Origin of the sequence: Croceicoccus sp. Ery15 (assembly GCF_020985305.1) — a bacterium.
Classification (GTDB): Bacteria; Pseudomonadota; Alphaproteobacteria; order Sphingomonadales; family Sphingomonadaceae; genus Croceicoccus.
Genome location: NZ_CP087588.1, coordinates 2,174,009 through 2,198,345, shown reverse-complemented (window position 1 = coordinate 2,198,345; position 24,337 = coordinate 2,174,009). Strand labels below are relative to the sequence as shown.

Genomic DNA, 24,337 nt, shown 5'->3' with positions numbered 1-24,337 from the left:
TACAGCCAAATGCAGGACGGACAACAGCCCATAGCGAAGCAGGCAAATGTGAGCGAATTATGGGCAGCGCCCAATCCGTGGTGGGCGCGGCAGGGATTGAACCTGCGACCCCACCCGTGTGAAGGATGGGAATAACGGGAATCTGCGGTTCTTAAAAATAGAAAAAGACAATAAAAACAATGTGTGAATCCCGCTGGTGTTCGCCGCTGCCCACCCAAGTTTTTCATGTTTTTTTCATGGATTTTGGGATAGCGGTTTCGAATGCCAGATTTGAGCCGCATCGGGGATCGTGAAAAGTTGAAGCCAAAGGCGGGTGATGAACCGCATTGGCATCGCCTGCGCCAAGGCGTCTACCTTGGTTATAGGCCATCGAAGAAGACGGACGGCGGCACGTGGTTTGCTCGATTCTACGACGCGGACACCAATCGCAACAAGCGCAAGCGGCTTGGCGATTACGGCACGCTGACCGGACATGATGTCTTCAAGCAGGCCAAGACCGATGCTGAGGCCTGGGCGGCAATTGTGGAGACCGGCGGCGAACTCGCCCGTGATATGGAGACGGTGAAGGATGCCTGTTTCGCTTATCTGGAGGAAAAGCCCAATTCCATCGCTGAAGGTGTGTTCCGGAGACATGTCTACGACGATCCCATCGCCAAGGTGAAGCTCGACAAGCTTCGGCGGCACCACTTGCGCAGCTGGCGCAAGCGGCTGGAAAAGGCGCCCGCCTTGTTGTCCCGGACCAAGGAAGGTGAGAAGCGTTGGAAGGAACGAGCGAAATCGACAGTGAACCGCGACATGGTGCCATTGCGCGCAGCGCTGGGGCGTGTTCTCACGGCCGGCTCCCCCAATACCGATGCAGCTTGGCAAGAGGCGCTCAAGCCCTTCAAGGGCGCTGACAAGCGCCGAGAACTCTATTTGGACAAGGCTGAGCGCAAGAGACTGATCGATACCGCCCGCGCGGAGGTGCGGCCGTTCCTTAGGGCGCTATGTCTCCTGCCATTGCGTCCCGGCTCGCTTGCAAGCCTTGTCGCACGTGACTTTGATGAGCGCACCCGCACACTTACAGTTGGCAAGGACAAGAACGGCAGCCCGCGGCAGATTTCGTTACCACAAGTGATCGCCAATTTCCTTGCCGTTCAGGCGAAGGGCAAATTGCCAACCGCGCCCGTCTTTGCTCGGCACTCGGGCGCCGCTTGGAACAAGGATACTTGGAAGCATCCGATCAAGGATGCTGTAAAGGAAGCCAGCTTGCCAGATGCCGTGTCGGCTTACACCTTACGCCATAGCGTAATCACGGACCTTGTACGCGTGCGCTTGCCGATCCTGACCGTTGCCCAATTGTCAGGGACAAGTGTCGCGATGATCGAGAAACATTATGGCCATCTTGTGCGCGACGATGCCGAAGACGCGCTGGCGACCTTAGTCCTCTAGCAATTGGTCGGCCAAGAAGCTTCCAGACAGCATCAACAAATTTGCATGGGAGAGAGGCTACGAGCCCCCTTTATCTGCCCCCCCTGAACCCCCACCCCGGAAAACCGCAAATTCGCGCGCCGCGAAATCGGCGTGTGAACGGGTAAGCGTCACAACACCTGCACGTCTGCAAGGATGGCTGAAGAATGACGCGCAGGGACACGGTGAGGGGTGACGACTTAGCGAAGCCTCAGCGTCAGCGAAATGTCCGCTAGACGAAGACACAAAAAACTCCCTTCTGGGAAAGTTTATTCGATCGCTAAACCTGGACAAGGATCAGATGGCAACACTGCAGGATGCGCACGCCGCGCTGACCCTCGAATGCCGGTGGAGCGGATTAAAAAATTGATCTGGATCGACCGAGAAACTCGTCAGGAATAGAGGATACGACGGCGTCAAACTTATTCATGTTGTGACCCTTTCAATAAGCAGATTGGTTAGCTCACCTAAGATAGTCGGAGCAAGAGAGGCAGTGCCGAGGACCGATGTCCCACGACCATTCCTGTCGTATGCGTGCGTCAGACGGATCACATGACGATCTACTCCGCTCTTCGCCCACGACGGCGCCGCAATAGTTCCTACGCTTCCGCCGCCGCATCATCCATAACTGCCGCCGAGCATCGGGTATTCCTCCACGCCTGGTGCTCGGCAATCGATCGGATGACATCGCGCCAGTTGCGTGGGCGCGGGAAAGACATGCTCGAGGTCTGGCACGATCATATCGACGATCCCGATCATGTCATGGACGATCCGGAGGATTTCGATAAGCTGACGACACAGAGCTACGTGCCGCTTCTCCGCAGTCTCGCCGACAAACACGCCCTGCTCAAAAAGCCCGGCCCGGCACCTCTCGACCGCCGCATTTCTTGGCTGGGCGCAACGCTCGGGCTCGATGACATAGAAAAGACAATCGTCGCCAGCGTCGCACGATACGCGCTTTTCGAATGCTGGGAAAATTTCATTGATGCGCTGCCCGGACGCAACTCGAATTGCAGTATCGGACGCATCGCCTTCGCCAGCGGGCTCTCGCCCGCGCGGGTGGAGGCGCGGCTGGCGACAGGCTCGCGGTTGTGGAGCACCGGCTTGATCGATCAATCGCATGACGGATCGACCAATGCCAACGCATTGCTAAGCTTCATCGCGGGTGTCCGATCGGGGCCTTCAAGCCTGCCAAGCCTCCTAATGCCCTCGGCTTCGCCGTCCTCGTTGACGTGGAGCGACTTCGATCATCTGGGCCCCCAGCGCGAGCTTGCGAAGCGCCTCATGGCGAGTAATGAGGGGGTCGCGATCCTGCTGTATGGTCCGCCCGGAACCGGCAAAAGCGAGTTCGCCCGGCTGCTTGCGTCAAGACTTGGTCGCAAAGCAGTTTTCGCCGGACTTTCGGATGACCGTGGAGGCGAACCCTCACGGCGTGAACGGATCGCGCATCTTACGATCCTGCGCGCGCTTACCCTCAATGATGCCAGCAGGATTGTCGTTATGGACGAGGCAGACGACATCCTCGTGCTGCAAGACCCCGGCGACCGCGAGCATCGATCGAAATTGTGGCTCAACCGGCTGATCGAGGATGGCAAGCGTCCGACGATCTGGATCGTCAACGAGCCAAGGATGCTCGAGGAATCGATTATCCGGCGCATGAGCCTCGCGCTCGAATTTCCTCGCCCTCCGCTTCACGTGCGCCGGAACATCGTTGGAAAGCACGCCAAGGCTGTCGGCATCGACATGTCCGAACAGGACCTCGCTCGCCTTGCCGCGCTGCCGGCAGCACCAGCCATTCTCGCCTCCGCCATTCGTGGAGCCAGCATGGCGCGCGGGAGCGCCGGGGACGCCCAGGCGATCGGCGAGGGACTTGTGACGGTAATCCAGGGCCGCCCTCCCGAGCCGTTCTCTCTTCCCGTGGCTTATGATCCGGACCTGTCATTGGCGGATCAGGACCTTGGAGGCTTGGCGACCAGACTCGCAGCGTCGGCTGCCCGAAACTGGTCATTGCTGCTTTCCGGCCCAAGTGGAACGGGAAAAAGCGCCTACGCTCGCCATCTCGCTGAGCGGCTGGGCATCGAGATTATCGAAAAGCGGGGTTCCGACCTGCTTGGTATGTTCGTCGGCCAGACGGAAATGCAGCTCGCGCAGGCCTTTGCAGAGGCGTCGCGCGCAGGGGCAATGCTGCTGATCGACGAAGCCGACGATTTTCTCTCGGATCGCCGCGATGCTCAGCGTGGGTGGGAGCGCAGCATGGTCAACGAGATGCTGCGCCAGATGGACGGCTTGGCAGCGCCATTCGTAGCGACCACGAATCTCGCTGACCGGCTCGACCCGGCGGCGCTTTACAATGCATGCGGAATTCCGCGCTCTCGACCCGCAGCGGGCAGCTGAGCTATTTTCAAGCTGGTTCAGCTTGCCGCTACCAAAGGCGATTATCTTGTTTGGGCAGACCCCCGGCGATTTCGCGGTCATTGACGCGCGACGCAAGTTGCTGGACGAACGCGACCCGCACATCCTTGCAAGGTGGCTGCGTGCCGAGGCAGAGGCGCGAGGATGCGGTCGGAAAATAATGGGGTTCGCAGCATGATCGACGACAGCGTTCGGGATAGAGCGCGCGGTGCGCTTCTCGGACTGGCAGTGGGTGACGCTGTCGGCACCACCCTGGAATTCAAGTTGCGCGACAGTTGTGCGCCGTTGACCGATATGATCGGTGGCGGACCCTTCCGCTTGGCCCCCGGCGTCTGGACCGACGACACCAGCATGGCCTTGGCACTCGCCAACAGCATTACTGAGCGGGGCGCGCTAGATCCGGTCGATCTGATGGAGCGCTTCGTGCGATGGTGGCGGCAGGGCAAGTACAGTCCGACTGGTGACTGTTTCGACATTGGCATTACGACGCGATCTGCGCTCGCGCGGTTCGAGCAAACGGGCGATCCCTTAGCCGGCTCCCGCTCGCCCGATGCAGCGGGCAATGGCTCGCTGATGCGCTTGGCTCCCGTGGCGATATATGGCTTGTCCGCGGGAGTTGCTGTCATGCGGAATGCTGCGCGGATACAGAGTGCGACTACCCACGCAACGCGGGCCTGCCTCGATGCCTGCGAGGCGTGGAGCGTCATCGTTTATGAAGCGATCAGTGGAGCATCGTCGGAACATGCGATGAGGGCTGCGACCGACCTCGATCTTGTCGAGCCTATCTCGGCAATCGTGCGCGGATCCTGGCGCGGGAAAGTTCGCGATGAAATCTGCAGTAGCGGTTATGTCGCGCACTCGCTTGAGGCAGCGTTATGGTGCGTCGGCCAAGGTGGTGATTTCCGAGAGGTAATCCTTCGCGCGGCCAATTTGGGGGACGACGCCGACACCACTGCCGCGATTACTGGGCAATTAATGGGCGCTCTGGTCGGCGAGAATGGCATTCCTGCTGATTGGTTGATCAAACTGGCGTGGCGCGATCATCTTACCCGCATGGCCGACGGCTTGATAATGGCGACAGAAAGCTAGGCTAAGTCGAAACCCGTTTTAGTTCGGATCGCCAAAAAAATTCTGCGAGACCAATGTGCGGATTGATGTGCTAATTGCGTGATTTTCGATAAAAGCGCGAAAAATGATCTTGGGAAAATCATTCTGCGATGACCAAGCGCCTTAGCAATCTCGACCGCACAATGAAGCTGGTGCATGTGCTTACGCAGAGCATCGAAGGTCTCACTCTTGACGAAATGGCGGCCTTGCTTGAGGTCAACCGGCGAACAGTCGAGCGCTTGCGGAACGTCATTCTGATTCATTTTGATCTCGAAGAAACAATCGATGGTCGGGTCAAGCGATTTCGGATCAAGGACAGCCCGGGACGTGCCTACGCAAGGCCGAGTTCTTCGGAGGTTGCTGCACTTCAGTCCGTGGTTGATGCCGGACGCCGCGAAGGTACGGTCAACACCGAAGCGCTTGAGAAGTTGCTTTCCAAGATCAAGATTGCCTTCGATAGCGCGGAAAGGCGTCGGCTGGACAACGACCTCGATCTGCTCACCCGCCTACAACGGTCGCGTGTCGCAGCGGGGCCTGCCGTCATTGCCTCGCCCGAAGATCTGACGACGATCCAGTCTGCCATCCTCGCATCCCATTGTGTCGACTTCGATTATCAGCCTGATTGGGCGGATGAGCCGTCGTGGCGGAGGGTTATACCCCATGGTCTGATCCATGGACCGATCACCTACCTCGTGGGCAAGATGCCTGACCGGGACGATCCGCCGTGTACCTTCCGCCTGGACCGCATGACCAATGTTCGGGACAGCGGGATTGTCGGATGCCCTCCCGAGGATTGGGATCTCGATGCATGGATGGCCCGCAGCTTCGGCATCTGGCACGAGGCAGGTCATGAGATCGTTCTGCGAGTGCTAGCCCCGGCGGTTGATCGGGCGCGGGCTTGGCGGTTCCATCCCCATCAACAGTTTGAAGAAGTTGGCGACGAGCTGCTTGTTCGTTTCCAATCAGGCGGCTTGTTTGAACTCGCCAATCACTTGTTCGAATGGGCCGGCGAACTGGTGATCGACGGCCCTGACGCACTCAAGGAAATAATGGAGAAGCGCATCGCTGCCGCGCAGACAATGCTGCGACCAGATTTGTCGTAATTTGCAGGTAAGGGGTGACACTGTGGTGCAGGGCGAATTCTGAGGGGTAATCTTGAATGTTTGAAAACTGCCATCTTCGGATCGGCGAAGCGCCCTTTACGAGCTGCATGCCCCTCAGCGCGCAGCTCCTGGGAAGCCTTTATGCCTTACCTCAGTCCACCGAGAAGCCGCTGCGCGAGGCCCTTGATGCCTTGGGTGACAGCGTCCCTTGGGCAGAAAGCTTCGCGGTAGCGCCTGAGCAGACCACTGGTGCCGTGGGGGCGATGCTCCGCCACATGATGATGGCGACGCGTGATCTCGATCCGGCGTCGATCGAGATTGATGTGCTGCCTGGCGAGGGAAGGGCGCGCCTTCATTTGGAAGCGCTGCGCAACCTCTGGATCATCAGCGATACCCTTGTTCCGTCCGATCTTGCGACGCTCAAGGCTTTCCTTGCAAGTAACGCAGATGATGCTCTGCAGCCGTTGCAGGTTGTCTGGGATCGAGACTGCGTTCAGCTGACCCCGCTGGAGCGAGCGGTGATCGAGCACATCGAAACCCATCATGGCCAGCTGAGCGCGGACGATAATGACGTCGTCCGTCTGATTTCTGACCGGAAGCTGGCGCGGGCAACCGGATCGTGTCTGGCAGGCCATGTACAACGCCATCTTCTGGATCCGGATGTACCGGTCATGCCGCTCGACGACAGCCTGGCCATACTGTCCGTCCGAGACTCCCTGACCGAATGCGAGGCCGCGGCGGCCATCGTGCAGCGATTGCTGACTGATGATGCAACTCTCGCAGCCAGCGACATTGGCATCATCGTCCCGCAGGGGGCGGAATATGGTCATTATCTGGCAGAGACCTTCGCCCACGCTGGTTTGGTTGCCTCATCGCTTCCTGGGTTTGGTCAGCGGAGGAACATTGGCGGAGAGGCTCTTCTGCATTTCCTTCAATGCCGACGTCGGCCAGCTCCCGCCATGGCGCTCGCATCGCTCTACTGTTCACCAGTCCTGTGCTGGCCCGAAAAAGTGGGGACGGCCCTGGCGGCTGCCGTCATGGACGGCGATTTTCAGCCAAGGGATGTTCGTGACTTCACAGGCAGACAGGCCGCTCTATTCGCCCTGATCCGCTCGAATTCGCCTTCGACCAACGGCCAGCTCAAGGAGCAGGTTCGATCTTTCCAGAGGCTGCTCAGCGACAACGAGGCGCTCGCTGAGGATGTCGCTGAAGCGAAGCAACAGGCATCGCGCCTGATCGCTGCCCTTGGCAATGCCAATGACGCGGCAGAAGCGGAACTGGAGAAAGCCATCCAGATGGCAGCGGCCTACCAAGCTGCGCCACCGGCGAGAGGAGCTTACTTCCTCGGTGGCATCTCGGTGATGATGGCCCACGAAACACCGAAGCGGCCGTTTCGCAAGCTTCTCGTCCTGGGCTTCAATGACGGTGCCTATCCGTCACCGCCCGCGGGCAATCCGTTTTTCCTCGACAGCGAAGTCGCATCGATTGCCGATGTGACGGGCATCCAGCTGCCATCGCAGGCGCAGCAACTCGCTGCCGCGCTCGAGCTCTTCACGCGCCAGATTGGTGCAGCGAGCGAGCAGGTTATCCTCATCCTGTCAGAGCGTGATCGCAGTGGTAGCTCGCTTTCGGCGTCGTCGAGCCTGCCGCTGATCTCGCGGCTTGTGGAAGGGATGGAGGACCCAGAGAATCTGATCGTGCCTTTGAACCATAGCGAGGGAACGATCTGGGACAGGCTGGTGGCGTGGAAGCCCAGACCAGTGATTGAACCGGCGCTGATGCCGGAGGTGCCGCCGCACTATGCGTTCGACTTCAATCTTCTGGGGCTGCGCCAGAAGCAAGACGGCAGTGTGCGAGCGCAGAGCCCGAGCCGGCTCGAAAAGCTTCTGGTCAGTCCCCTGGCCTGGCTCCTCGCTGAGCTGGGCGCCGAACATGTTTCCTGGCAGCCCGAGGCGCTTGACGTCATGCTTCGCGGATCCCTCGCGCACGAGGTTTTCGAGCGCCTGTTTGTGCCGGGCAAGACGCATCCGTCCAACGAAGAGATCGAAGCCAAGGTCCCCGACCTACTGCTCGATCGCATTCGCGCATTGGCGCCGTTTCTCCAGACGTCGGCATGGGCGGTCGAGCGCAACACGCTTGAGGCAGAAATCACCAAGTCCGCGAAGCATTGGTCGTTGGTCCTCAAATCTCTGGACGCCGAGATCGTGGGCAATGAGTTCTGGCTGTCGGGAGAGCTGTTCGGTCATCCCGTGCACGGCAAAGCCGATTGCTTGCTGCGGCTTTCCGATGGGCAGCCGATCGTCGTGGATTACAAGAAGAGCAGTTCCGGCACGCGGCGTCAGCGCCTCCAGAAGGGATGGGATCTACAGGTCGATCTCTACCGGCGCATGAGCGTTCGGCTCGACGAGCGCAGCAACGAAGGCGTGGTCCGTATTGCCGAGGCGTTGAACGGGTGGTCGAAGCTCCCGGCAGTCGCCTATCACACGCTCAATGACGAGAATGTCCTGCTCAACGGGATCGACGAGTTCGATAGCGCTGAGGTCGAACTTGTTGCGGGCGATATTGCCGAGCATGCGCTGGCGCTCATTTCGGCGCGTTTCGATGCCCTCAAGGCAGGACGCCTCGATACCAACACTACAGCCGATGAGAAGTTCTTCCAGCGCTCTGCCGCGCTCGGCACTTATGCGCTGGAAGACAGTCCGTTGATCGCCGCTTTCATGCGCGACGACATTAACCCCTCGGTGGCCCTTACTGACAATGAAGATGACTGAGCTTTCGATCGTTCCAGCCGGTGCAGGGGCTGGCAAGACCCATCACATCCAGGAAACCCTCACCCAGTGGGTGCGCGACGGCAAAGTTCGGCCCGAGCGGATACTGGCGGTCACTTTCACGGAGGCCGCGGCTGGGGAACTTCGCCAGAGGATCCGTGGAGCACTGATTGCCGACGGCAATCTGCAAGCGGCTTTGGCCGTTGAGCGAGCCTATGTTTCCACAATCCATGGCCTTGGACGCCGATTGCTGATCGAGCACGCCTTTGCGGCAGGCTCTTCGCCGCAGCAACGTCTCATCGCCGAGGACGAGCAGGACCTGCTCATCCGCCGCTCGATCGAGGAGAACCAGGCGCTAAGCGAGCTCTCCCGTAACCTCGGGGCCTATGGCTACCGGGGAAGTTTCACCTCGGACGACACGGCTGAAGACAGCTTCCGCAAGACGTTGCTCGGCGTGATCGCACTGCTGCGAACGCTTGGACCGCGGGGCGGTGATCCGGCGATGGCCGACTTTGTCGATGCGTCGATCAGGCAGGGATATCGCCAGCCGGTCGGGACGCCAGTGGCCCTGGCGGCTGGCTTGAAACAGGCTGTCGACGCGCTGCTTCTCGCCTTTCCGAGATCGCTGGCGGACGACGCTGGAAGTGCCGCGGCCAAGACGGCGTTTCGGGATAATTTCCGCGCCTTGAAGCAAGCCGAACAACTCCTCTCGACCGGCGGAAAGGACTGGAAGCTCTGGCAGCGGCTGCGTGATCTCCGCCAGTCCAAGCGCGGAAGTCCGACACCCGATGGTTACGATGACCTGGCCGCTGCAGTCATGGCGGCGGCCGATACACTGGTCTATCATCCAGGCCCGCTCGAAGATGCGGTATCCCATGCTCGCGCGCTCGTGGAAGGCGCGCAATCAGCTATGTCAGACTACGAGATCCGCAAGCGGGAACTCGGCGTCATCGACTTCAGCGACATGGTCACCAACGCCGCGCGGATACTCGACGAGCAGCCCGGCGTGCTTGCTGCGATCATGGACGAGGTGGACTGCGTCATTGTCGACGAGTTCCAGGACACCAATCCGATCCAGTTCACGTTCCTATGGGCCTTGGCGCGGCAAGCGAAGCGCTCACTCGTCGTCGGCGATACCAAGCAGGCGATCATGGGCTTTCAAGGCGCAGACCCGAGGCTGACGGTCGCGCTTACGAAGCAATTCGAAACCAGCCCGCTCAACCGGAACTGGCGTTCCGATCCACGGATCATGGATTGCGTCAACGCGCTCGGCCCTTGCCTTTTTGGCGATGACTACACTTCGCTCACCGCGCAAAATCCCACCGGGCATGAAACGGCGCTTGAGGTCATAGAACTGGCGAACAAGCGCGGCGCGCGCTCGGGAGGGAAGCCCCAGCATTTCGTCGCGGATCGCCTTCTCTCCCTGCTGTCCGACGATCATGTGATGATCATCGACAGGCATACGAAGACTTTGCGGCCGTTGGAGCCCAGAGACATCGCGGTTCTGTGCCCCACCCATAGCCATTGCTCGAGCTATGCCAGCGCGCTGCGGTCCCTCGGCCTGCCGGTTCGCGTGGCTGAGGGTGGCTGGTGGCAGAGCAAGATCGTCCAGGCCGCGTGCTTTGCCCTGCGGTTTGCCGTCGATCCTGCAGACAGCCATGCCGCGATTTGTACGGCCGCGCTTGGTCCTGGAGCCACAGCACTTCCGGACGCGATCAGGGCGCTTGCCGAGCAAGGCTGCATCGACACGCCTGAATTGTCTGCGCTGCAGACACTTTGGCCCGAATCGCTTGCGACCCCGGTAGACCGTCTGGTGCACCAGGTCATCGAGGTGTCGGGGCTTCGCGACTGGTGCGACAGGCTCGATGACCCACCCCAGATGAGAGCAGACCTGCTCCGGTTCGAGGCAGAAGCGGCAGCATTCATGGATGCTCACCGCGACATGCGCGAAGCATCCGGCTTTTATGGGCAGAGCGCTAACGTCTTTCTCGGCTGGCTTGAAAATAAGGTCGGTCTCAAAGGTGAAGATCTGCGGCCTAACCCTTCGGGCAGTGAAGCCGATGGCATCGAAATCGTTACCTGGCACGCATCCAAGGGACGTGAATGGCCAATTGTCGTTGTCTGCGGACTCGACCACAAGCTCGACCCCCGTGCTGGGACATTCAGCACCAAATTTCCGGGGTTCGATGATCTCGATCATGTGATCGAGGGAGCAACGCTCGCCTATGCACCCGAATTTGCCGCGCCTGAAGCGACCGATCGCTTTCTTCATGAACTCCATCCGGTGTCCGAAGAAACAGCGAGGCGGCTGCTTTACGTGGCCCTGACCCGTGCGCGGGACCGCCTGATTATCGAATGGCCGCAGGACGATGGCAAGCTTGATCCGCCTCTGCCGATCACTGGCCGCCGCCTTCTGAACGATGTCTGCGGCATCAGATTTCAGGGTAACCAGATCAGCGTCGGCAATGAGGATTTTCCTGCCCGCATGACGATCTGCAGCAAGGAGTTGCCAGCCTCGTTCGAGGCTGAGAACAAGGTTCATCTCGACGCGTCCGACCGCGAGCTGCGATTTGCCCTGGAGCGGCGCCCGATCGACGCAATGACATCTGTGGTAAGCCCCTCGCAGGCAATTGCTACGTCACGCCCGCTTCCATCTCACATCGAGACGCGTGTGATCGCACCAGGTGTAAAGCTGGCCGGACCTGATCTCCTGCAGGCGACCGATAAGGGCACGGCGATCCACGAAGCGCTGCGCATTCTCCTCTGCCGCCCTGATCTACGCCACAGGGTTCAGGCGCATTGCCGCATTCTCGATGCCGAGGTCGAATTTCTATCGCAGCAGGCAGATGCCCTACGCCAGGCTCTCGCGGACCTTGGCTATCCGCGACTGCATGTTGAGCAACCGATCGAGGTTCCTCTTTCAGATGGTGGGAGCCAGAGCATCATCCTGGATCTCATCGCTGAAAGTCCCAATGGCTTCATGATCATCGATCACAAGAGCGGGGCAGTCACAGATCATGCGCTGCGCTTCGAACGCTACTGGCCGCAACTGGCAGCTTACATCGATGCAGTCGGCACTAAAGGGGCAAAGGCTGTTGATGGTGCGGCTATTTTTTGGACGGAAACCGGCGAGCTGACAATCGGACGCGGTCACCAGCCGAGTGCATGAAGATTGAACTGCGAACGGGTTGTTTGAGAAGTCATGACAATAATCAGCGCATCCGATTTTCAGCCACACTTTGATCGGTTTCAGGAGCTCATTACTGCCGAAAGCAAGGGGCACTCGTTTATCAATTTCACGGAGGGCAAAATCGCCGCATGGGAAGGCTACAAGCCAACGCTGCGTCAGGCTGCCCTTGCACGGCTTTCCCCCGATACATGGTCTCGCGAAAGCATCGGGTCGGGCTCAATTATTGAGCATGCCATCGACAGCATCGAGATACAGGACAACAAGGCCAATTTCGTCAACAACCTTGTCTTCTGGCAAAACCGCTTCGGGCACGCCAATCGGGATCACCGCATCTTGCTTGAAGCCCGTACGAACCGCAGTTTGAAGCACGCACTCGATGCTCTGCTGTTCGATCTCTACCGGGGAGATCGTCAAGAGGGCGTGGTCTTCGAAGAACTGGCCGAACTCACCGGGCACAAATACCCGCTGATCGCCTATCTCTACTTTCTGAAGGATATGACCCGCTTCATGCCGATCCAGCCAACGGGCTTCGATCGCGCCTTTGCGGCCATGAGCCTCGGGTTTTCGACACGACAGCAGTGTTCCTGGGACAACTACAGGAGGTTCAATGAGATTCTGTTGCAGCTCGTCCCGCTGATCGAGGCTGCTGCCGGCATCCATAATGTCAGGCCGATAGATGCTCACTCATTTTGCTGGATATATGCCCATCTTCTGAAATTGGAGGCTGAGGGTTCAATTGGTCAAACCGCGTTAGGCAAAGACGCGGGCCGCGTGGTCGGCGGCCAAGAAAAGTCTATCATTGCCATGCGTCTGTCGATCGAGGATACGGTGAGGAAATCGAACGGCCAGAGCATCGAACGCAGGATCAAGAACAAGGAATCAGGCCATTCCGCCCAAGAGCTCGAAGCTCTTCTCGCCGAATTGCTTGAACTTCAGGGAAACCGCTGCGCGCTGACCGGCATTCCTTTCCACTTTTACGGCCCTGACACCGATAGCAACCTCTTGCCGTCTCCTGACAGAATCGACAGCAGCGGGCATTACGTTCGGGGGAATATCCAAATCGTTTGCCGCTTCATAAACTTCTGGAAAGGGGCAAGCGACAACGAGGAGTTCAAGGAGCTCCTCATGCTTGTAAGGTCCGTGTGATCGCGCGCTTGTCTGCCGACGGTCATCTTCGGCTAAACAACGCAGGGTAGGGGTCGGATAACATTGCGTCCGGCATAGGTTTTCTCAAGAAGACCTCCCAGCCAGATCGGTTCAAGTGGATTTCCCTGTCGAAGTCCCCTTGCGTACATCGATCCATTTTGTCTTCGACTTCATATTTTCGCTCGATGAAGGAGCCGACCTGATCTTCGTCGAAGCTGTCCTTGAGATAGGGATAATTTATTTCCAAGGCGCTCGTGTCGGGACCCTGCTGCTGCAAGAGGCTGTTCACCTTCCCAAAGAGACGATCGACGCGGCCCACACGCTGCTCGTTATCGCCCGGTGTCCATGCGATACCGTAATGATGAACTTTTCTGCATTGCAGGTGCAGATTTACCCCCTCCTGGAAAACCGAAGTTGCCATCAGTGTGTTCGGATAAAAGGGGCTGTTGAAGCCGAGGATCAGGTGTTGCCGGTGGCTGGATTCGCCGCTTGCATACCACGCCGGGCTGGAAAGTGTTGTGAGTGTTCGCCACCCCTTGTTCCAAGCGTCGACTTCGTGATCGATGATCTTCGTGCAGAGCTGCTCGAAGGTTGCGATGGCTGAAGTAAAGTATTTCAGCAACAGGGAATCTGGAATTTGCAGGTCTGCAAATTCCAAGAATTTCCGGTAGCGCCGCTGGACATTGGCGTGCTTTTCCTCGTCGGCAAGACGCCGCTCGAAGGTCACATACCAGCCATAGAGTTCGACGATAACGGGGCTGGCGAAGAGAAATCCGGCTTTGATGTAGTTGGCAAAGTTTTCGGCAATGCGCGGCTGAGCGGTTGCCCAATCAACAAGTCTATCCCGCTGTGGCGCGGGCAGGTGATCGAATACCCGACCCCAGATCGTTTCGATCGGCGCATCGTATTCGCGCTGATCTCCGTCGTGAGGGCGCAATGCATCCAACGCGTCTCGGGGAAACTCGGGCCGTGTCTCCATTCGTTGCATCTGTGCAGCCTTGGCAAAATCCATGCGCTGCTTGCCCCCCTGCACGAAGTGGTAGTGCCAATGATAGGCACCTGATTGATAGTCAGAGGCGGGTTCCAGGAGCATCGAGAAGATGCCGGTTGTTTTGCGCAGATTGAGGCTGAAGCGGGAGCAGTCTGTCGGTGGTGCAGGCGGTCTGCCATCAGCCGCCTTCTTTGTCACAAACAGGTCTGCAACCCTAGAGCGAAGATAGTCGTGTTCGTCGACACTTTCGCTCTCGCCTTCGATCTCGTCCATCTGGTCGTCGTCGCTATCGATGTCGCGGCGATTGCTTGCACCTGTGATTTCGTTGAACACCTCACGCGACCAATTGCTTTTCTGCCATCGAAGACGAGCTTCTTCATCCCAGCCGTGGGTGTCCGCAATGTGCTTTGCGAGCAATTCGTCGTAACGCTCATTGATGCGCTTCGTGAGCTCTCGGACCGACGGGATACGGCGCACAAAGACGAGGTGCTTATCTTCATGCAGGCAGCGATCTGTGGTCATTTCGAACAGTTCTGATGGCGTACAGAGATTGACGATGCCATCGTATTTGGGGTGATCGGGAGCCGAGCCGAAAAGGCCGCGAAAATCGCCGCTCATGTCTTGCAGGAGCTGTGTGTCCGCAGCAGCCCTGAAGTCCTTCGAGCGCTCGTCATCCGATCCTTCGTTCTCGCTCTGCGCGTCACGGGCCAGATCACGATGGCCTGCGGATTCGAAACCTTCTAGATAACCATAGAGAGCCCGCCTCTTTTCATCCGCCACACCGCAGTCTTCGATCAGGCGCTTCTGGTAGAGCGCAAAAAACATCTCATCCTGAGGGTTGTCTCCAAATCTGCACGGAGTTGCGATTTCCCGGCGGTATTGGTGCTTTGTATAGCTAGTGCCCTGACCCTCCATGCGCCGAAACCGGCGAAGCGCGTAGGTGCCCATCAGCTCATCGACTTCCTTCCCTTCAAGTGAGACCTGGTCGACAAAGTAGGACAGGATGTTCGCCACATCACCAAGGCGAGTATGGCTCGGCGTTGCCGTCAGGAGTAAGGTGCGCCGAGCAATTTGACTCTCAGGCTTGCCGAAAAATTCTTCGGCGGCAGCGACGCGCTGCGATCCACCGCGGCGATTGCGGAAATAATGCGCCTCATCGACGACCATCAGATCGAACCCAGTCCCGCCTGTCGCGGCCAGAATTCGTTGCTGGAGCTTTCTGGCTACCTTCCCCGCAGCTCGAGCCTTGTCGTTGGATGCGTCGGCGCTATCGAGAAGGCCGCTGAGGGCATGGATTGTTGTGATGTAAAATTGGGCCGGCGCGTCATCTTTGGACCGCTGTTCAATTGCCTCGGTCAATTCCGGTAGGCGATAGTGGACTCCGATAGGCGGCACGGGTTTTCCGTCCATCTTGCTCTTAACGAAGCCATCGGCCTTTACGTAGAGGTCTCGAGTAAAGGACGAGAACTCACGTTGCCAATGCGCGCATATGTCGCGGTTTGGCGCGATCACCAGAATCTTTGCGTCGGGCTTCTTTCGCCACAGAAGTGCTGCTACGCCCAGTGCTTCAAAGGTTTTGCCCATGCCGACTTCATCGGCCAGGAGCGCAACCGGACTTCTTGAAAGCACGTTCCACAAATGAGCGACGCCTTCGGTCTGAAGCGCGGCCATTCCTGTCGGTTGGTCAGGCGCATAAGTCCATTCCCCGCTGACCCCGCCGAAGTTGATCCACTTCGCGACCTCCATTGGTTTCAAGCGTCGCCAGAACTCACTCATATGCTGCCTGCGCCCTTACCAGTGTGACATATTCTGCGGAGACCCCGTTCGGGGATTTGGGCACCGACATTGCTATGCTGTTCCATCGTGATTTGGGCGCCGGGGTATAGTTTGGCTCGCGACGTTTGTAGCCGTGAAGTAGCTTGCGGCGCCGGTCTTGAGCCAAGGCGCAAACGGTCGCGACTTCATTCGCGAGGAACCAATTGAACACTGAGCGATCCTCGGTTTGGATGGTTTCGCCGGCCTTTTCGACCAATTCGAGTAGACATCCAGGCGCTACGAAGACCTGCTTTTCCAACTGCTCCAGTTTGTCCACTGCAGAATACCGTTCGCGATAATCATGCATGGCTTTGAAAAGACGGAAATAGCTAATCGAACTGTGCTCGGAAATTTCTCGTTGGAGTAGCTCCCAGCCCAAGTCCGGTTGAGCGGGAGTGTCGTCAGGAAAGCTGTCGCTGTCGTCAGGACCTCGAAGGGGAAGGTCAGTAAGCGATCCCGGGTCATCCCCAAGCAACAAGGCTTCCAGGAGATCACTCAAGTTGTTGAAGATCTGAGCCCTGCGGGACTTCAGGTTGGTTTCACCGACGATGCCGCGATGAACCTCTTTCCCGTCGTGGTGCACACGAAAGATCCGATCTCTAAGCAGCACGCTATCATTCACACGGATTTGCGCCGGTTGCACGGGCTCACCGCTGCGGGCCCACTTCAATCGCAAAAGCGCATCTACACCGGGCAGTCGGACAGAGAATCCCTCGCGTCCTCCATTTCCCATCCACGCACCCGAAAACGTGTAGACTTGTGCATGCCAATCGAAGGTCACGTGCAGATCAAAGGGTGGCAGATCGGCGGGATTAAGTGCTTCCTCGGCCAAGAGCTCATCCGACGCGCAATCCCCATCGCTCAGCGCCAGTGCTTTGCCATGCATCAGCCGGCAGTCATTCGCATCTTCGATGATGATGCCTGCTTCAATGTTGTTGTCTTGGCTCCATTTTCCCCAGTCGTCGCAAAGGCTGTTGGAGCCGGGGGCAGTGAAGTTCCACGAGCCAACAGCCAATGCCTTGCCGACCTTCCAGATCTTCGCATGACATAAATCAGTTCTGTGGTCGCGTTCGACTGGAATATCATAGAACGTCAGTTGCCCGCGCGCGATCAACTGCCCTAGTTCCTCGCTCCATTGAGTTCTGAGGAATTTGTTCTGGATCCGATCAGCCACCAAATGGACACGCAGGTCACTGATCGCCGTCGAAGTTTGCAGCTTGCCGATAAAGTTTGCGAGGTTACGAGGCAGATATGGCGACCAGACGACGATGTCTGATGCCGCCGATCCGTCGAATAGTTGCGCTACGAAAGATTGGCTCTGGAGGCTATGGACAAATCGCCATTTTTCCTCGGTCTTGGCAAACTTTCGGCGCTCGGGGAGTTTGCCGCCACCGTCATGAATGTCGCTGGCATCCCAAAGCCGGTCGAAAAACCTGCGGATTTCTCGATAGTTATTTAGGCTTTCAACCTCACGGAATACGAATGCTTCCAGATTTCGGCCCCAGCCGGACAGCGTTAGATTGGCGCTACCTGCGCCGATGATGCGCCGACCTTTGTTGTCCTCAAGGTAGATGACTTTGGGATGAAAAAGACTGCGTTCGCCGAACCGCTCCGACAAGCGGTCGGGACGGACTGGGTGTATGGGAACGCATGTCCTCTTGATGCGGTTGGTGTCGATGAACCGCGGATCGCAAAAGACTCTGACATCAATGCCTTGATCCGTAAGTTCTTGCTGTAACTGCTCGAACTCGATCCGGCTTCGTGGAGGCTCGGCACCTACCACCGCAGGCAGGACAAATGTCTCGAGAAACTCGATGTCCAAGTTGAAAGTGGTGAACCATGCTCGGCGCAAGGGACCCATGCCGGTCACCTTACGCTTCAATTCCTGCAGGAGCTTCATACGACCGCCCCACGCAGGCCGTTCACGAAGCTGCTGAACTGGGGGAGATAATAGCTGTTGAGCCATGAACCCGGCGCACGGCTGTCAGGCTCGGGCAGAAAGACAGTTCGCGCGTGAACATTGATGGCGCCGCCGCTGCTGACATTAAGCCATGAAACCTGACCGCGGGATTGCATCACTGAGCCATGGTAATTCGCCATTTCGCGAATTTGATCGTCGAGACTGTTCGCGTTTGCAGCTTTCAAAAGCTGCTTGAGACGCTTTGCCCCCTCCGTGCCCTTAATGGCTGGCAGATCCGCATAGTCAGAAACCGCAGACGATACGCCTGGCAATCGCGTTGCGTCCCTGCCGAAGTTTGCCCACGCGTTCGCTACGTCAGCGGTTGATTGGGTTCGCCGAGATGCCATGAGAGTGAAAAGCAGCGAGCAATCCGCCAAGAACGGCTCCAAGTGCACAATATGCTCGAGCTTGGCCTTTTCTTCGGGCGCTAGATCATACGAAAGTGCCTGCTCGATTGCCCCCTGCGGCGAGAGATCGTCTGTTTTTTCGAGAACATCGAAAATTGCGCCGGCCGCACCTTGATTGAGCTCTGTCTGTAAAAGCCAAAAGTCCTTTGCGTAACTTCCGACTGCCTGAGGTGAGGCAAATGCTCGAGCGTATGCTCGGGTCAAATCTGCTGGGACATCGGCAAATGGAAGTTTCCCGCCTTGGATCGGTTGGGAGACGCATTCCTTGAGAAAGTCGTATGCCTTGCGTGCAACCTTGCTGAGCAAGCTCTTCGGTTGGCCGATTATGAGCCGTTCGGCATCAGCCCACCGACTTTGAAATGCTGGTTTGTGATAGTGATAATTGCCATCGAAGAAGCCCATTTCCATTAACGGAGTCTTGTAACGACCACTGACCCCGAGCCCGAGCTGCCGGACCAGGATTTGTCCGGCAGATTCATGAGTGAAGATGAGTGCGGGAGGGCGATCTTCATTCCCCCAAAGTCGCCGCGCGTTGGAGATCCCAAGTATTCCTGTCGATTCTACATCTTGCGATTTCTCATGACGCAGGATCGAGAAGACGAAAACATTTTCGAGGAAAAGCAGGCACGCCTGCTTGAAATTCAGACTGTCCTTGCTCTGATATCGCCGCGCCAGCGCGTGACTGAGACGAGCGCCGTCACCGTCATCTTCAACCAGCTTTTTCACCAAGTAGTGGTTGAACAGATTTAGCGTAAAATTTCGAACATCGTTCGAGATGGAGTTTATCCTGTTGCGAAATACCTGCCTGCCGAATGCTGACCAGATAATAAGTGTGCCGACTGGATCAATGTATGAATCAGACGATAGCGTGTCATCATATTGTGTAAGAACTTTTTCCAGAAGATGCGCCATTATTCCTCGTCACTTGCAATTTTGAGGTTTTAGAAGATTTCTGTTAGAAAACTTTTCGAGAAATCAATTTCGTCAGATGTAATAAAAATGATAGAATTTTTTTCGATGGCAGTGATGTAGGATTAGGAAGGTTCTTGCGCCAATTTACAAAAACAGTTTGTTTTATACTTTTACGTAGGCCTTGGGGTCGCATCAGATGACACAGTCTGTCACCTAGACGTAGTCCTTTGAAATGTAGGGCTGCGTCGCTCCCTGCCGCGGCTCTATATCCGGAACCTGCGAAGGCAATTTGAGCTCGAGGAGTTCGGGGATGTCTCGGGTCAGACCGTAGGCAAGGAGCAGTCGCGATGGATCGGCAACACCGGTGATGCTGAAAGCTGGTGGTTCCGGCCGCATGATCGGGAGCGATCCCAAAATCTTGGGATCATTCTTGTCTTCAATAAAGGTACTGTGCAGCGTGCTCGCGCATCCTCCTCCGGTCGTAATGAGCTGCACTTCGCGCGAGCGAAGTACGGGGCTGAAGCCATTGCTTCCGCGCGATGGACGACAGGCATCGCCAAAAACGGAATTGAACTGGCGATCACAGGCCCAGCGGAAATCCTCATTGGTTATGTTTTCCGCAAGAGCGGCTTCGAGCGCTGCGGCTCCTAGAAGTTCGACGCCTGCACTGATCACGGCGTTGCGCTCTCGGCGAACGTGATTGAAGGCCACGATGTCGACGGTTGATGCGCCGACGTCGATCAGGACGTGTGCGCCATCGAGCGAGGTCGGCTCGGAAGTGTATCCGGCAATGGCAGCGGTCAGTTCGGGAATGAGTTCCCATCCTGCAGGCAGGCTGCCGCTCGACGATTGGTGCGTCTTGCGGACATCGGCGAGCGCCAGCTGCTCAGCAAATGGGACAAGCTCGCGCGCAGCGGAGACGATGTGCCTGAAGGATTTGAAAGCCCTTTCGTCGTCATGCGCCGCAACCGGAATGCCGATATTGATCGACAGAAAGCGCTCGCCTCCCGACGCGAGCGGGCGTGTCTCTGCGTACCAGCCAAAGAAATGGGCCATCTGAAGTGCAATATAGGCAATGGCAGCTTCTGCGCGCGTGACCGGAAGGTCATTATGCACACGCGCTCCCCCATGTCCGCCGATAATGCCGGTCTTGAACCCTTCGAGCACTGCCATCCCGGATTGTGGGAAAAGTGAAAAGGTCTCGCTTTCAGGATCAAACCAGAGCGCGGTCTGCCATAGGAGGCTGTGACTGCCCGACCGCAGTTCGTCAGGTACCGACAGGAACGCGATGTTGGGTCCGACCTTGTAGGGTTGCCGCACAGCGAGCTTCAGAGAGCTCGTTCCGAAATCGAAGCCGACGATGAAGCCGTTGTCGAGATCGGGTTCCGGGTGGGCTGCAAAGTCGGCGGCGCCGCGCGTGATGCGCGCTTCGATCTGCTGGGCGGTATGCGCCGATATGGCCTTCGGCCTTGGCTCGATGGAAGGTGAGCGGGAGCCGACGATCTCGCGAATGCGCTTGAAGGCTTTCCTGTGTGCTTCAGCCGGATCCAGGGCGGGTTCCGACGCGGGCGTCTTATCGCCCTCTCGTGCGTTCTGCTCCTCTTCTTTGAGCTGGCGAAGAAGCGCCTTGGCACCAGGAAACTTAAGGATCGTCTTGATCCCGCCGGCCTTGCCGCGCTTCTTCTTTCCCTTAGCCTTCGCTTGGCCGTTGTTCTGCGCAGCTCGCTGCTTCTTGCGATTGCGCTCTTCAGTTTTGGCCTTCCTGCGCAGGGCCTGCTCGATGTCGGCAAAGCCGTTCGCTTCGCTCTTGGCGGCACTCGTGGTGGCAGTCTTAGGCTCCGGGGATGCAGGCTTGGCTTCCTTGCCTTGATCGGCAAAAGCCTTCTTCAGCATGTCGGCGGCATCGCTGAGGGACTGAAAACCGCGCTTTTTGTTGCTCATTTGCCATCTCCAACGATCTCGACGACGGCAATGCCGACTAGGGAGTGAGCGGGGAAATGCAGGGTTCGCTTGGATACCTCGGCGAGCTTCAGGTCCATCCGGGCTAGGAATTTGTCGAGCTTGGCTTTGACGGCGTAGGACAGGTTCATGCGCCGATCGCTCCCGGAAAGCCGGTGATCGTGGATCTGCTCTTCGGCGCGCCGCGTCTCACGCTCCTTATGCTCATGGATCAGCGCCAGCTGGGTATCGACAAGGTCGAAATGGCGGGCGGCTTCCGCGTCTTCGAAGTCGGTTCGGCGGCTGTTAAGCGATGGCAGGATGGTGGACTCCACCAGAGCAACGGTGGCGGCTTGTTCCCCATCGCCCAGAGGCCTTAGCTCGGGCTCCTCGATCAGAGCTTCCATCAGAATTTGCTCCGCCATGTCCTCGGGAAGGATCGCTCCGCCCTCCAGGCTCGCGCCGACAAAGGCGAGCCGGTCGATGGGGATGATGCCTTCCATCGACCACTTCTCGATGCAGATGGCGTAGCGCCCTGGTGCAACCTCCCACTCGGGACGGTCGGGCGTGCGAATGGCTGTGACAGGACGGGGTGTAATGCCCGATTGCCGCTCTTCGATCAGCCCTGCACAAAAGCGGGCGAGTGGATGCGTCATGGGAATGGCTTCGATGGCGCGAAACTTCACCGGATCAGGGTTGCTGCCAAAGACGGACTTGACGCCTGTATTCCCTTCGCGCGCAAATCGGGTCGGATAGCGCCGCGCCTGCGACGTGCGATATAGGGAGAACTGCGCCTGCGCGGTGGGCGATAGCCTGATCTCGTAAGCTTCGATATCGGTCTCGCTGGTCGGCTGGACGCGGGAGCCCTCGAAGAGATTGACGAGCGCGGTGGCAACGTAATCCTTGAGATCATCACCCGTCAGTCGCCTGAAGGGAGCCTGGGCGTCATTGATGCGCTGGAGGATGCTGTCGCCGTGAGCGACGAGCCCTGGGGCTTCGCGCTCGAGTTCTTCGGCCTGCGCTTTGCGCTCGGCGGCAGCGAGGATTGATTGGTCGAGCCTCGCGTCGCGCTGCTCCTGCGTAAGCTCGGGATCAGTAAGAACAAGCTCGATGTCACGGATGATCTCACCGAGGATGGGTTCGAAATCGCCGAGCGTCTGCTGGATGATGCCAAGCCGCAGATAAAGGCGGTCGTAGACATGCTGCTCGATCGTATCCTCGGCGATCAGATTGATGATGTCGATCGATGGCGACTGCTGGCCAATGCGGTCGATACGGCCAATACGCTGTTCGACCTTCATCGGGTTCCAGGGCAGATCCCAATTGAAGAGTATGCGGCAGAACTGAAGGTCGAGGCCTTCGCCCCCGACCTCGGAGGTCAACAGGATCGTGCCGCTGGGAGATTCGGCGAAGCGGGCAATGGTTTCCTGGCGGTCGGCCTTGATACCGCCGTGCAGCTCCATGACTGAATAACCGGCATCGCCGAGACGCTTGGCGAGATAGTCGATGGTCTTGCGGAAGCTCGAGAAGATAATGATCCGTTCGTCGGGATCGCGTTCGCGGATGGTCTTGAGCCAGCCAGTCAGTCGGTCGATTTTCGAATCCTGACGTTCGAGCTCGGCGAGCACCAACGGATCGTCGCAAATCTCGCCGAGTGTGGCGATGAGCGGCCCTGGCATCTTATTGCGGCTGGCATCGTCCTCTTCCTCGTCGAGCTCGAGGAAACCGCTGCGCCCGCCCCAGTGGCGGTAGGCTGTAGCAAGGCTCGAGGCGAGCAGGCGCTGGGTCTGGGCAAGGAGGAAACGCTCGTTGATGTCGTGCGCATAGGCATAGGCTTCAATCTGCTGGGTGGCCAAATCGTAGAAGTCGCGCTCGGCCTTGGACATCTCCCACGCGGCGGTCTGTGGTTTGCGCAGCACTTTGAATTCGGCAACGTCGCGGCGGCGGGTGCGATTGATGATCGAGCCCAGGAGCGACATCTCTTCAATCCGCGCGGCAAGGCGCACGCGGTTTGAAGGCGTATCTTCCATCCCCTTGGTAAGTTCGGCGCGCAGGCGTTCCAGCCGTTTGCCGGTCTTGAGTACCTGGCCCTCGGGGAGGTCGGCAATGATCTCAGCGATTTCGCTCAGAGGCACACGGCGGTCGCGGGCTGCTTCCCAAGCCTTGATGAGCGGCGCGTTCTCGTCCTGTAGAACGTCGAAGAGCCACTCGCGCTCGAAGGTATCAGGATCGATCAGCTTCAGAAGTGCGCGCAGATCATTGGCGCGAAGATTGATCGGCGTGGCTGAAAGGAAGAGCGAATAGTCCGATACATTGGAGATCAGTTGCCCGAGGCGGTGGTTGGTCGTGTCGGTGTTGCGCAGATGGTGGGCTTCATCGATGATCGTAAGATCGAAGAGGTCGTCTTCGGCATCTGCGAGGAAGGTTGCCAGATCGGCGCGCGCACCCTTGGCCGGCTCGTTGGGGTCGTTCCATTTCCTCGGTGGACGCAGTGAAGACAGCGAAGCGATGGCGGTGAAGCCCTCGCGGCGAACCTGATCATCCTTGAGAATCTCAAGCAGCTCTGCCGCGTTGCAGACGGGCGCGTTAACATTGAACTTGTTGCGCAGCTCGTCGCGCCATTTCTGAACCAGGGCCTTGGGGCAGATAACGAGCAGGCGGCGGCTGTCGAAGCGTGCGACAAGCTCGGTCCAGATCAGACCTGCTTCGATGGTCTTACCGAGGCCAACTTCGTCGGCAATCAGGAGACCGCGCGACGGCGAGTTTAATAGCTTTAGGACTGGTTTAAACTGGTAGGCGTGAAATTCGGTATTGGTCGCCCCCATACTGTAGATCATGTCGGCCAGCCGCCCGGTCATGCGCAGATGGGTAAGCGCTCGCCTGAGATCGGCAGGAGCGGAAAGCTTGCCGGACTTGAGATCGGCCAGGGCGTCAGGCGCTGCGATCACTGCCTCGAGCTGGTTGACGGGACAGGCGGTGCGGCCTGAGGGAAGCTCGATTTCAATAAAGCGGCGACCGGCACGCTCAAAGTCGCGCTCGCCTGTGACCACTCCAATGACCGACGGATCGTCCTTGAACCGAACCCGGTCGCCTGCTGCAAACATGAAGCCCCCAAACTCCGCCCTTTGCGGGGTGCAAT

Annotated in this window: 12 protein-coding genes; 7 read left to right on the top strand and 5 right to left on the bottom strand. The window is 58.2% G+C overall.

The genetic code is table 11. The features are described from left to right. Positions 1 to 261: 261 nt before the first annotated feature. The 7 genes from LOZ77_RS10725 (at position 262) to LOZ77_RS10695 (ending at position 13,175) form a co-directional block, all read left to right on the top strand. Positions 262 to 1,431: a tyrosine-type recombinase/integrase gene (locus tag LOZ77_RS10725; protein WP_230279155.1), complete on the top strand. Its 1,170-nt coding sequence runs from the start codon at positions 262 to 264 to the stop codon at positions 1,429 to 1,431. A 570-nt stretch (positions 1,432 to 2,001) separates the two neighbouring features. Then, a complete protein-coding gene (locus LOZ77_RS10720; RefSeq protein WP_230279154.1) occupies positions 2,002 to 3,843 on the top strand; it encodes an AAA family ATPase in 1,842 nt (613 codons plus the stop codon). A gap of 192 nt (positions 3,844 to 4,035) precedes the next feature. Further along, a complete protein-coding gene (locus LOZ77_RS10715; protein WP_230279153.1) occupies positions 4,036 to 4,950 on the top strand; it encodes an ADP-ribosylglycohydrolase family protein in 915 nt (304 codons plus the stop codon). Positions 4,951 to 5,078: 128 nt separating this feature from the next. After that, complete coding sequence (locus LOZ77_RS10710; protein WP_230279152.1) at positions 5,079 to 6,071, top strand: YafY family protein; 993 nt, start codon at positions 5,079 to 5,081, stop codon at positions 6,069 to 6,071. Positions 6,072 to 6,127: 56 nt separating this feature from the next. Continuing rightward, positions 6,128 to 8,842 (top strand): PD-(D/E)XK nuclease family protein, encoded by a 2,715-nt coding sequence (locus tag LOZ77_RS10705; protein ID WP_230279151.1) that lies wholly within the window; start codon positions 6,128 to 6,130, stop codon positions 8,840 to 8,842. Further along, positions 8,835 to 12,008 (top strand): exodeoxyribonuclease V subunit beta, encoded by a 3,174-nt coding sequence (locus LOZ77_RS10700; protein ID WP_230279150.1) that lies wholly within the window; start codon positions 8,835 to 8,837, stop codon positions 12,006 to 12,008. The genes LOZ77_RS10705 and LOZ77_RS10700 overlap by 8 nt, the downstream gene beginning before the upstream one ends. 33 nt (positions 12,009 to 12,041) lie before the next feature. Then, positions 12,042 to 13,175 (top strand): hypothetical protein, encoded by a 1,134-nt coding sequence (locus tag LOZ77_RS10695; RefSeq protein WP_230279149.1) that lies wholly within the window; start codon positions 12,042 to 12,044, stop codon positions 13,173 to 13,175. 22 nt (positions 13,176 to 13,197) lie between these two features. On the opposite strand, the gene LOZ77_RS10690 is transcribed toward LOZ77_RS10695, so the two are convergent. The 5 genes from LOZ77_RS10690 to LOZ77_RS10670 form a co-directional block, all read right to left on the bottom strand. Further along, complete coding sequence (locus tag LOZ77_RS10690; RefSeq protein ID WP_230279148.1) at positions 13,198 to 15,942, bottom strand: DEAD/DEAH box helicase family protein; 2,745 nt, start codon at positions 15,940 to 15,942, stop codon at positions 13,198 to 13,200. Next, positions 15,935 to 17,881 carry a phospholipase D-like domain-containing protein gene (locus LOZ77_RS10685; protein ID WP_230279147.1) on the bottom strand — a complete coding sequence of 649 codons (1,947 nt, stop codon included), beginning with the start codon at positions 17,879 to 17,881 and terminating at the stop codon, positions 15,935 to 15,937. Before LOZ77_RS10685 ends, LOZ77_RS10690 begins: the two co-directional genes overlap by 8 nt. Next, the gene (locus tag LOZ77_RS10680; RefSeq protein WP_230279146.1) at positions 17,878 to 19,260 is read right to left on the bottom strand and encodes a hypothetical protein; all 1,383 of its coding nucleotides are present in this window, start codon (positions 19,258 to 19,260) and stop codon (positions 17,878 to 17,880) included. The genes LOZ77_RS10685 and LOZ77_RS10680 overlap by 4 nt, the downstream gene beginning before the upstream one ends. A 213-nt stretch (positions 19,261 to 19,473) precedes the next feature. After that, entirely contained in the window at positions 19,474 to 21,201 is a 1,728-nt protein-coding gene (locus LOZ77_RS10675) for a hypothetical protein (RefSeq protein WP_230279145.1), read from the bottom strand. Continuing rightward, positions 21,198 to 24,302 carry an SNF2-related protein gene (locus LOZ77_RS10670; RefSeq protein ID WP_230279144.1) on the bottom strand — a complete coding sequence of 1,035 codons (3,105 nt, stop codon included), beginning with the start codon at positions 24,300 to 24,302 and terminating at the stop codon, positions 21,198 to 21,200. Before LOZ77_RS10670 ends, LOZ77_RS10675 begins: the two co-directional genes overlap by 4 nt. Positions 24,303 to 24,337 lie beyond the last annotated feature (35 nt).

What these genes read in the sequence shown, in the direction of transcription:
- LOZ77_RS10670 (WP_230279144.1), bottom strand. Translation starts at nt 24,302, where the DNA reads ATGTTTGCAGCAGGCGACCGGGTTCGGTTCAAGGACGATCCGTCGGTC.
- LOZ77_RS10690 (WP_230279148.1), bottom strand. Translation starts at nt 15,942, where the DNA reads ATGAGTGAGTTCTGGCGACGCTTGAAACCAATGGAGGTCGCGAAGTGG.
- LOZ77_RS10705 (WP_230279151.1), top strand. Translation starts at nt 6,128, where the DNA reads ATGTTTGAAAACTGCCATCTTCGGATCGGCGAAGCGCCCTTTACGAGC.
- LOZ77_RS10695 (WP_230279149.1), top strand. Translation starts at nt 12,042, where the DNA reads ATGACAATAATCAGCGCATCCGATTTTCAGCCACACTTTGATCGGTTT.
- LOZ77_RS10715 (WP_230279153.1), top strand. Translation starts at nt 4,036, where the DNA reads ATGATCGACGACAGCGTTCGGGATAGAGCGCGCGGTGCGCTTCTCGGA.
- LOZ77_RS10675 (WP_230279145.1), bottom strand. Translation starts at nt 21,201, where the DNA reads ATGAGCAACAAAAAGCGCGGTTTTCAGTCCCTCAGCGATGCCGCCGAC.
- LOZ77_RS10710 (WP_230279152.1), top strand. Translation starts at nt 5,079, where the DNA reads ATGACCAAGCGCCTTAGCAATCTCGACCGCACAATGAAGCTGGTGCAT.
- LOZ77_RS10700 (WP_230279150.1), top strand. Translation starts at nt 8,835, where the DNA reads ATGACTGAGCTTTCGATCGTTCCAGCCGGTGCAGGGGCTGGCAAGACC.
- LOZ77_RS10720 (WP_230279154.1), top strand. Translation starts at nt 2,002, where the DNA reads ATGACGATCTACTCCGCTCTTCGCCCACGACGGCGCCGCAATAGTTCC.
- LOZ77_RS10685 (WP_230279147.1), bottom strand. Translation starts at nt 17,881, where the DNA reads ATGAAGCTCCTGCAGGAATTGAAGCGTAAGGTGACCGGCATGGGTCCC.
- LOZ77_RS10725 (WP_230279155.1), top strand. Translation starts at nt 262, where the DNA reads ATGCCAGATTTGAGCCGCATCGGGGATCGTGAAAAGTTGAAGCCAAAG.
- LOZ77_RS10680 (WP_230279146.1), bottom strand. Translation starts at nt 19,260, where the DNA reads ATGGCGCATCTTCTGGAAAAAGTTCTTACACAATATGATGACACGCTA.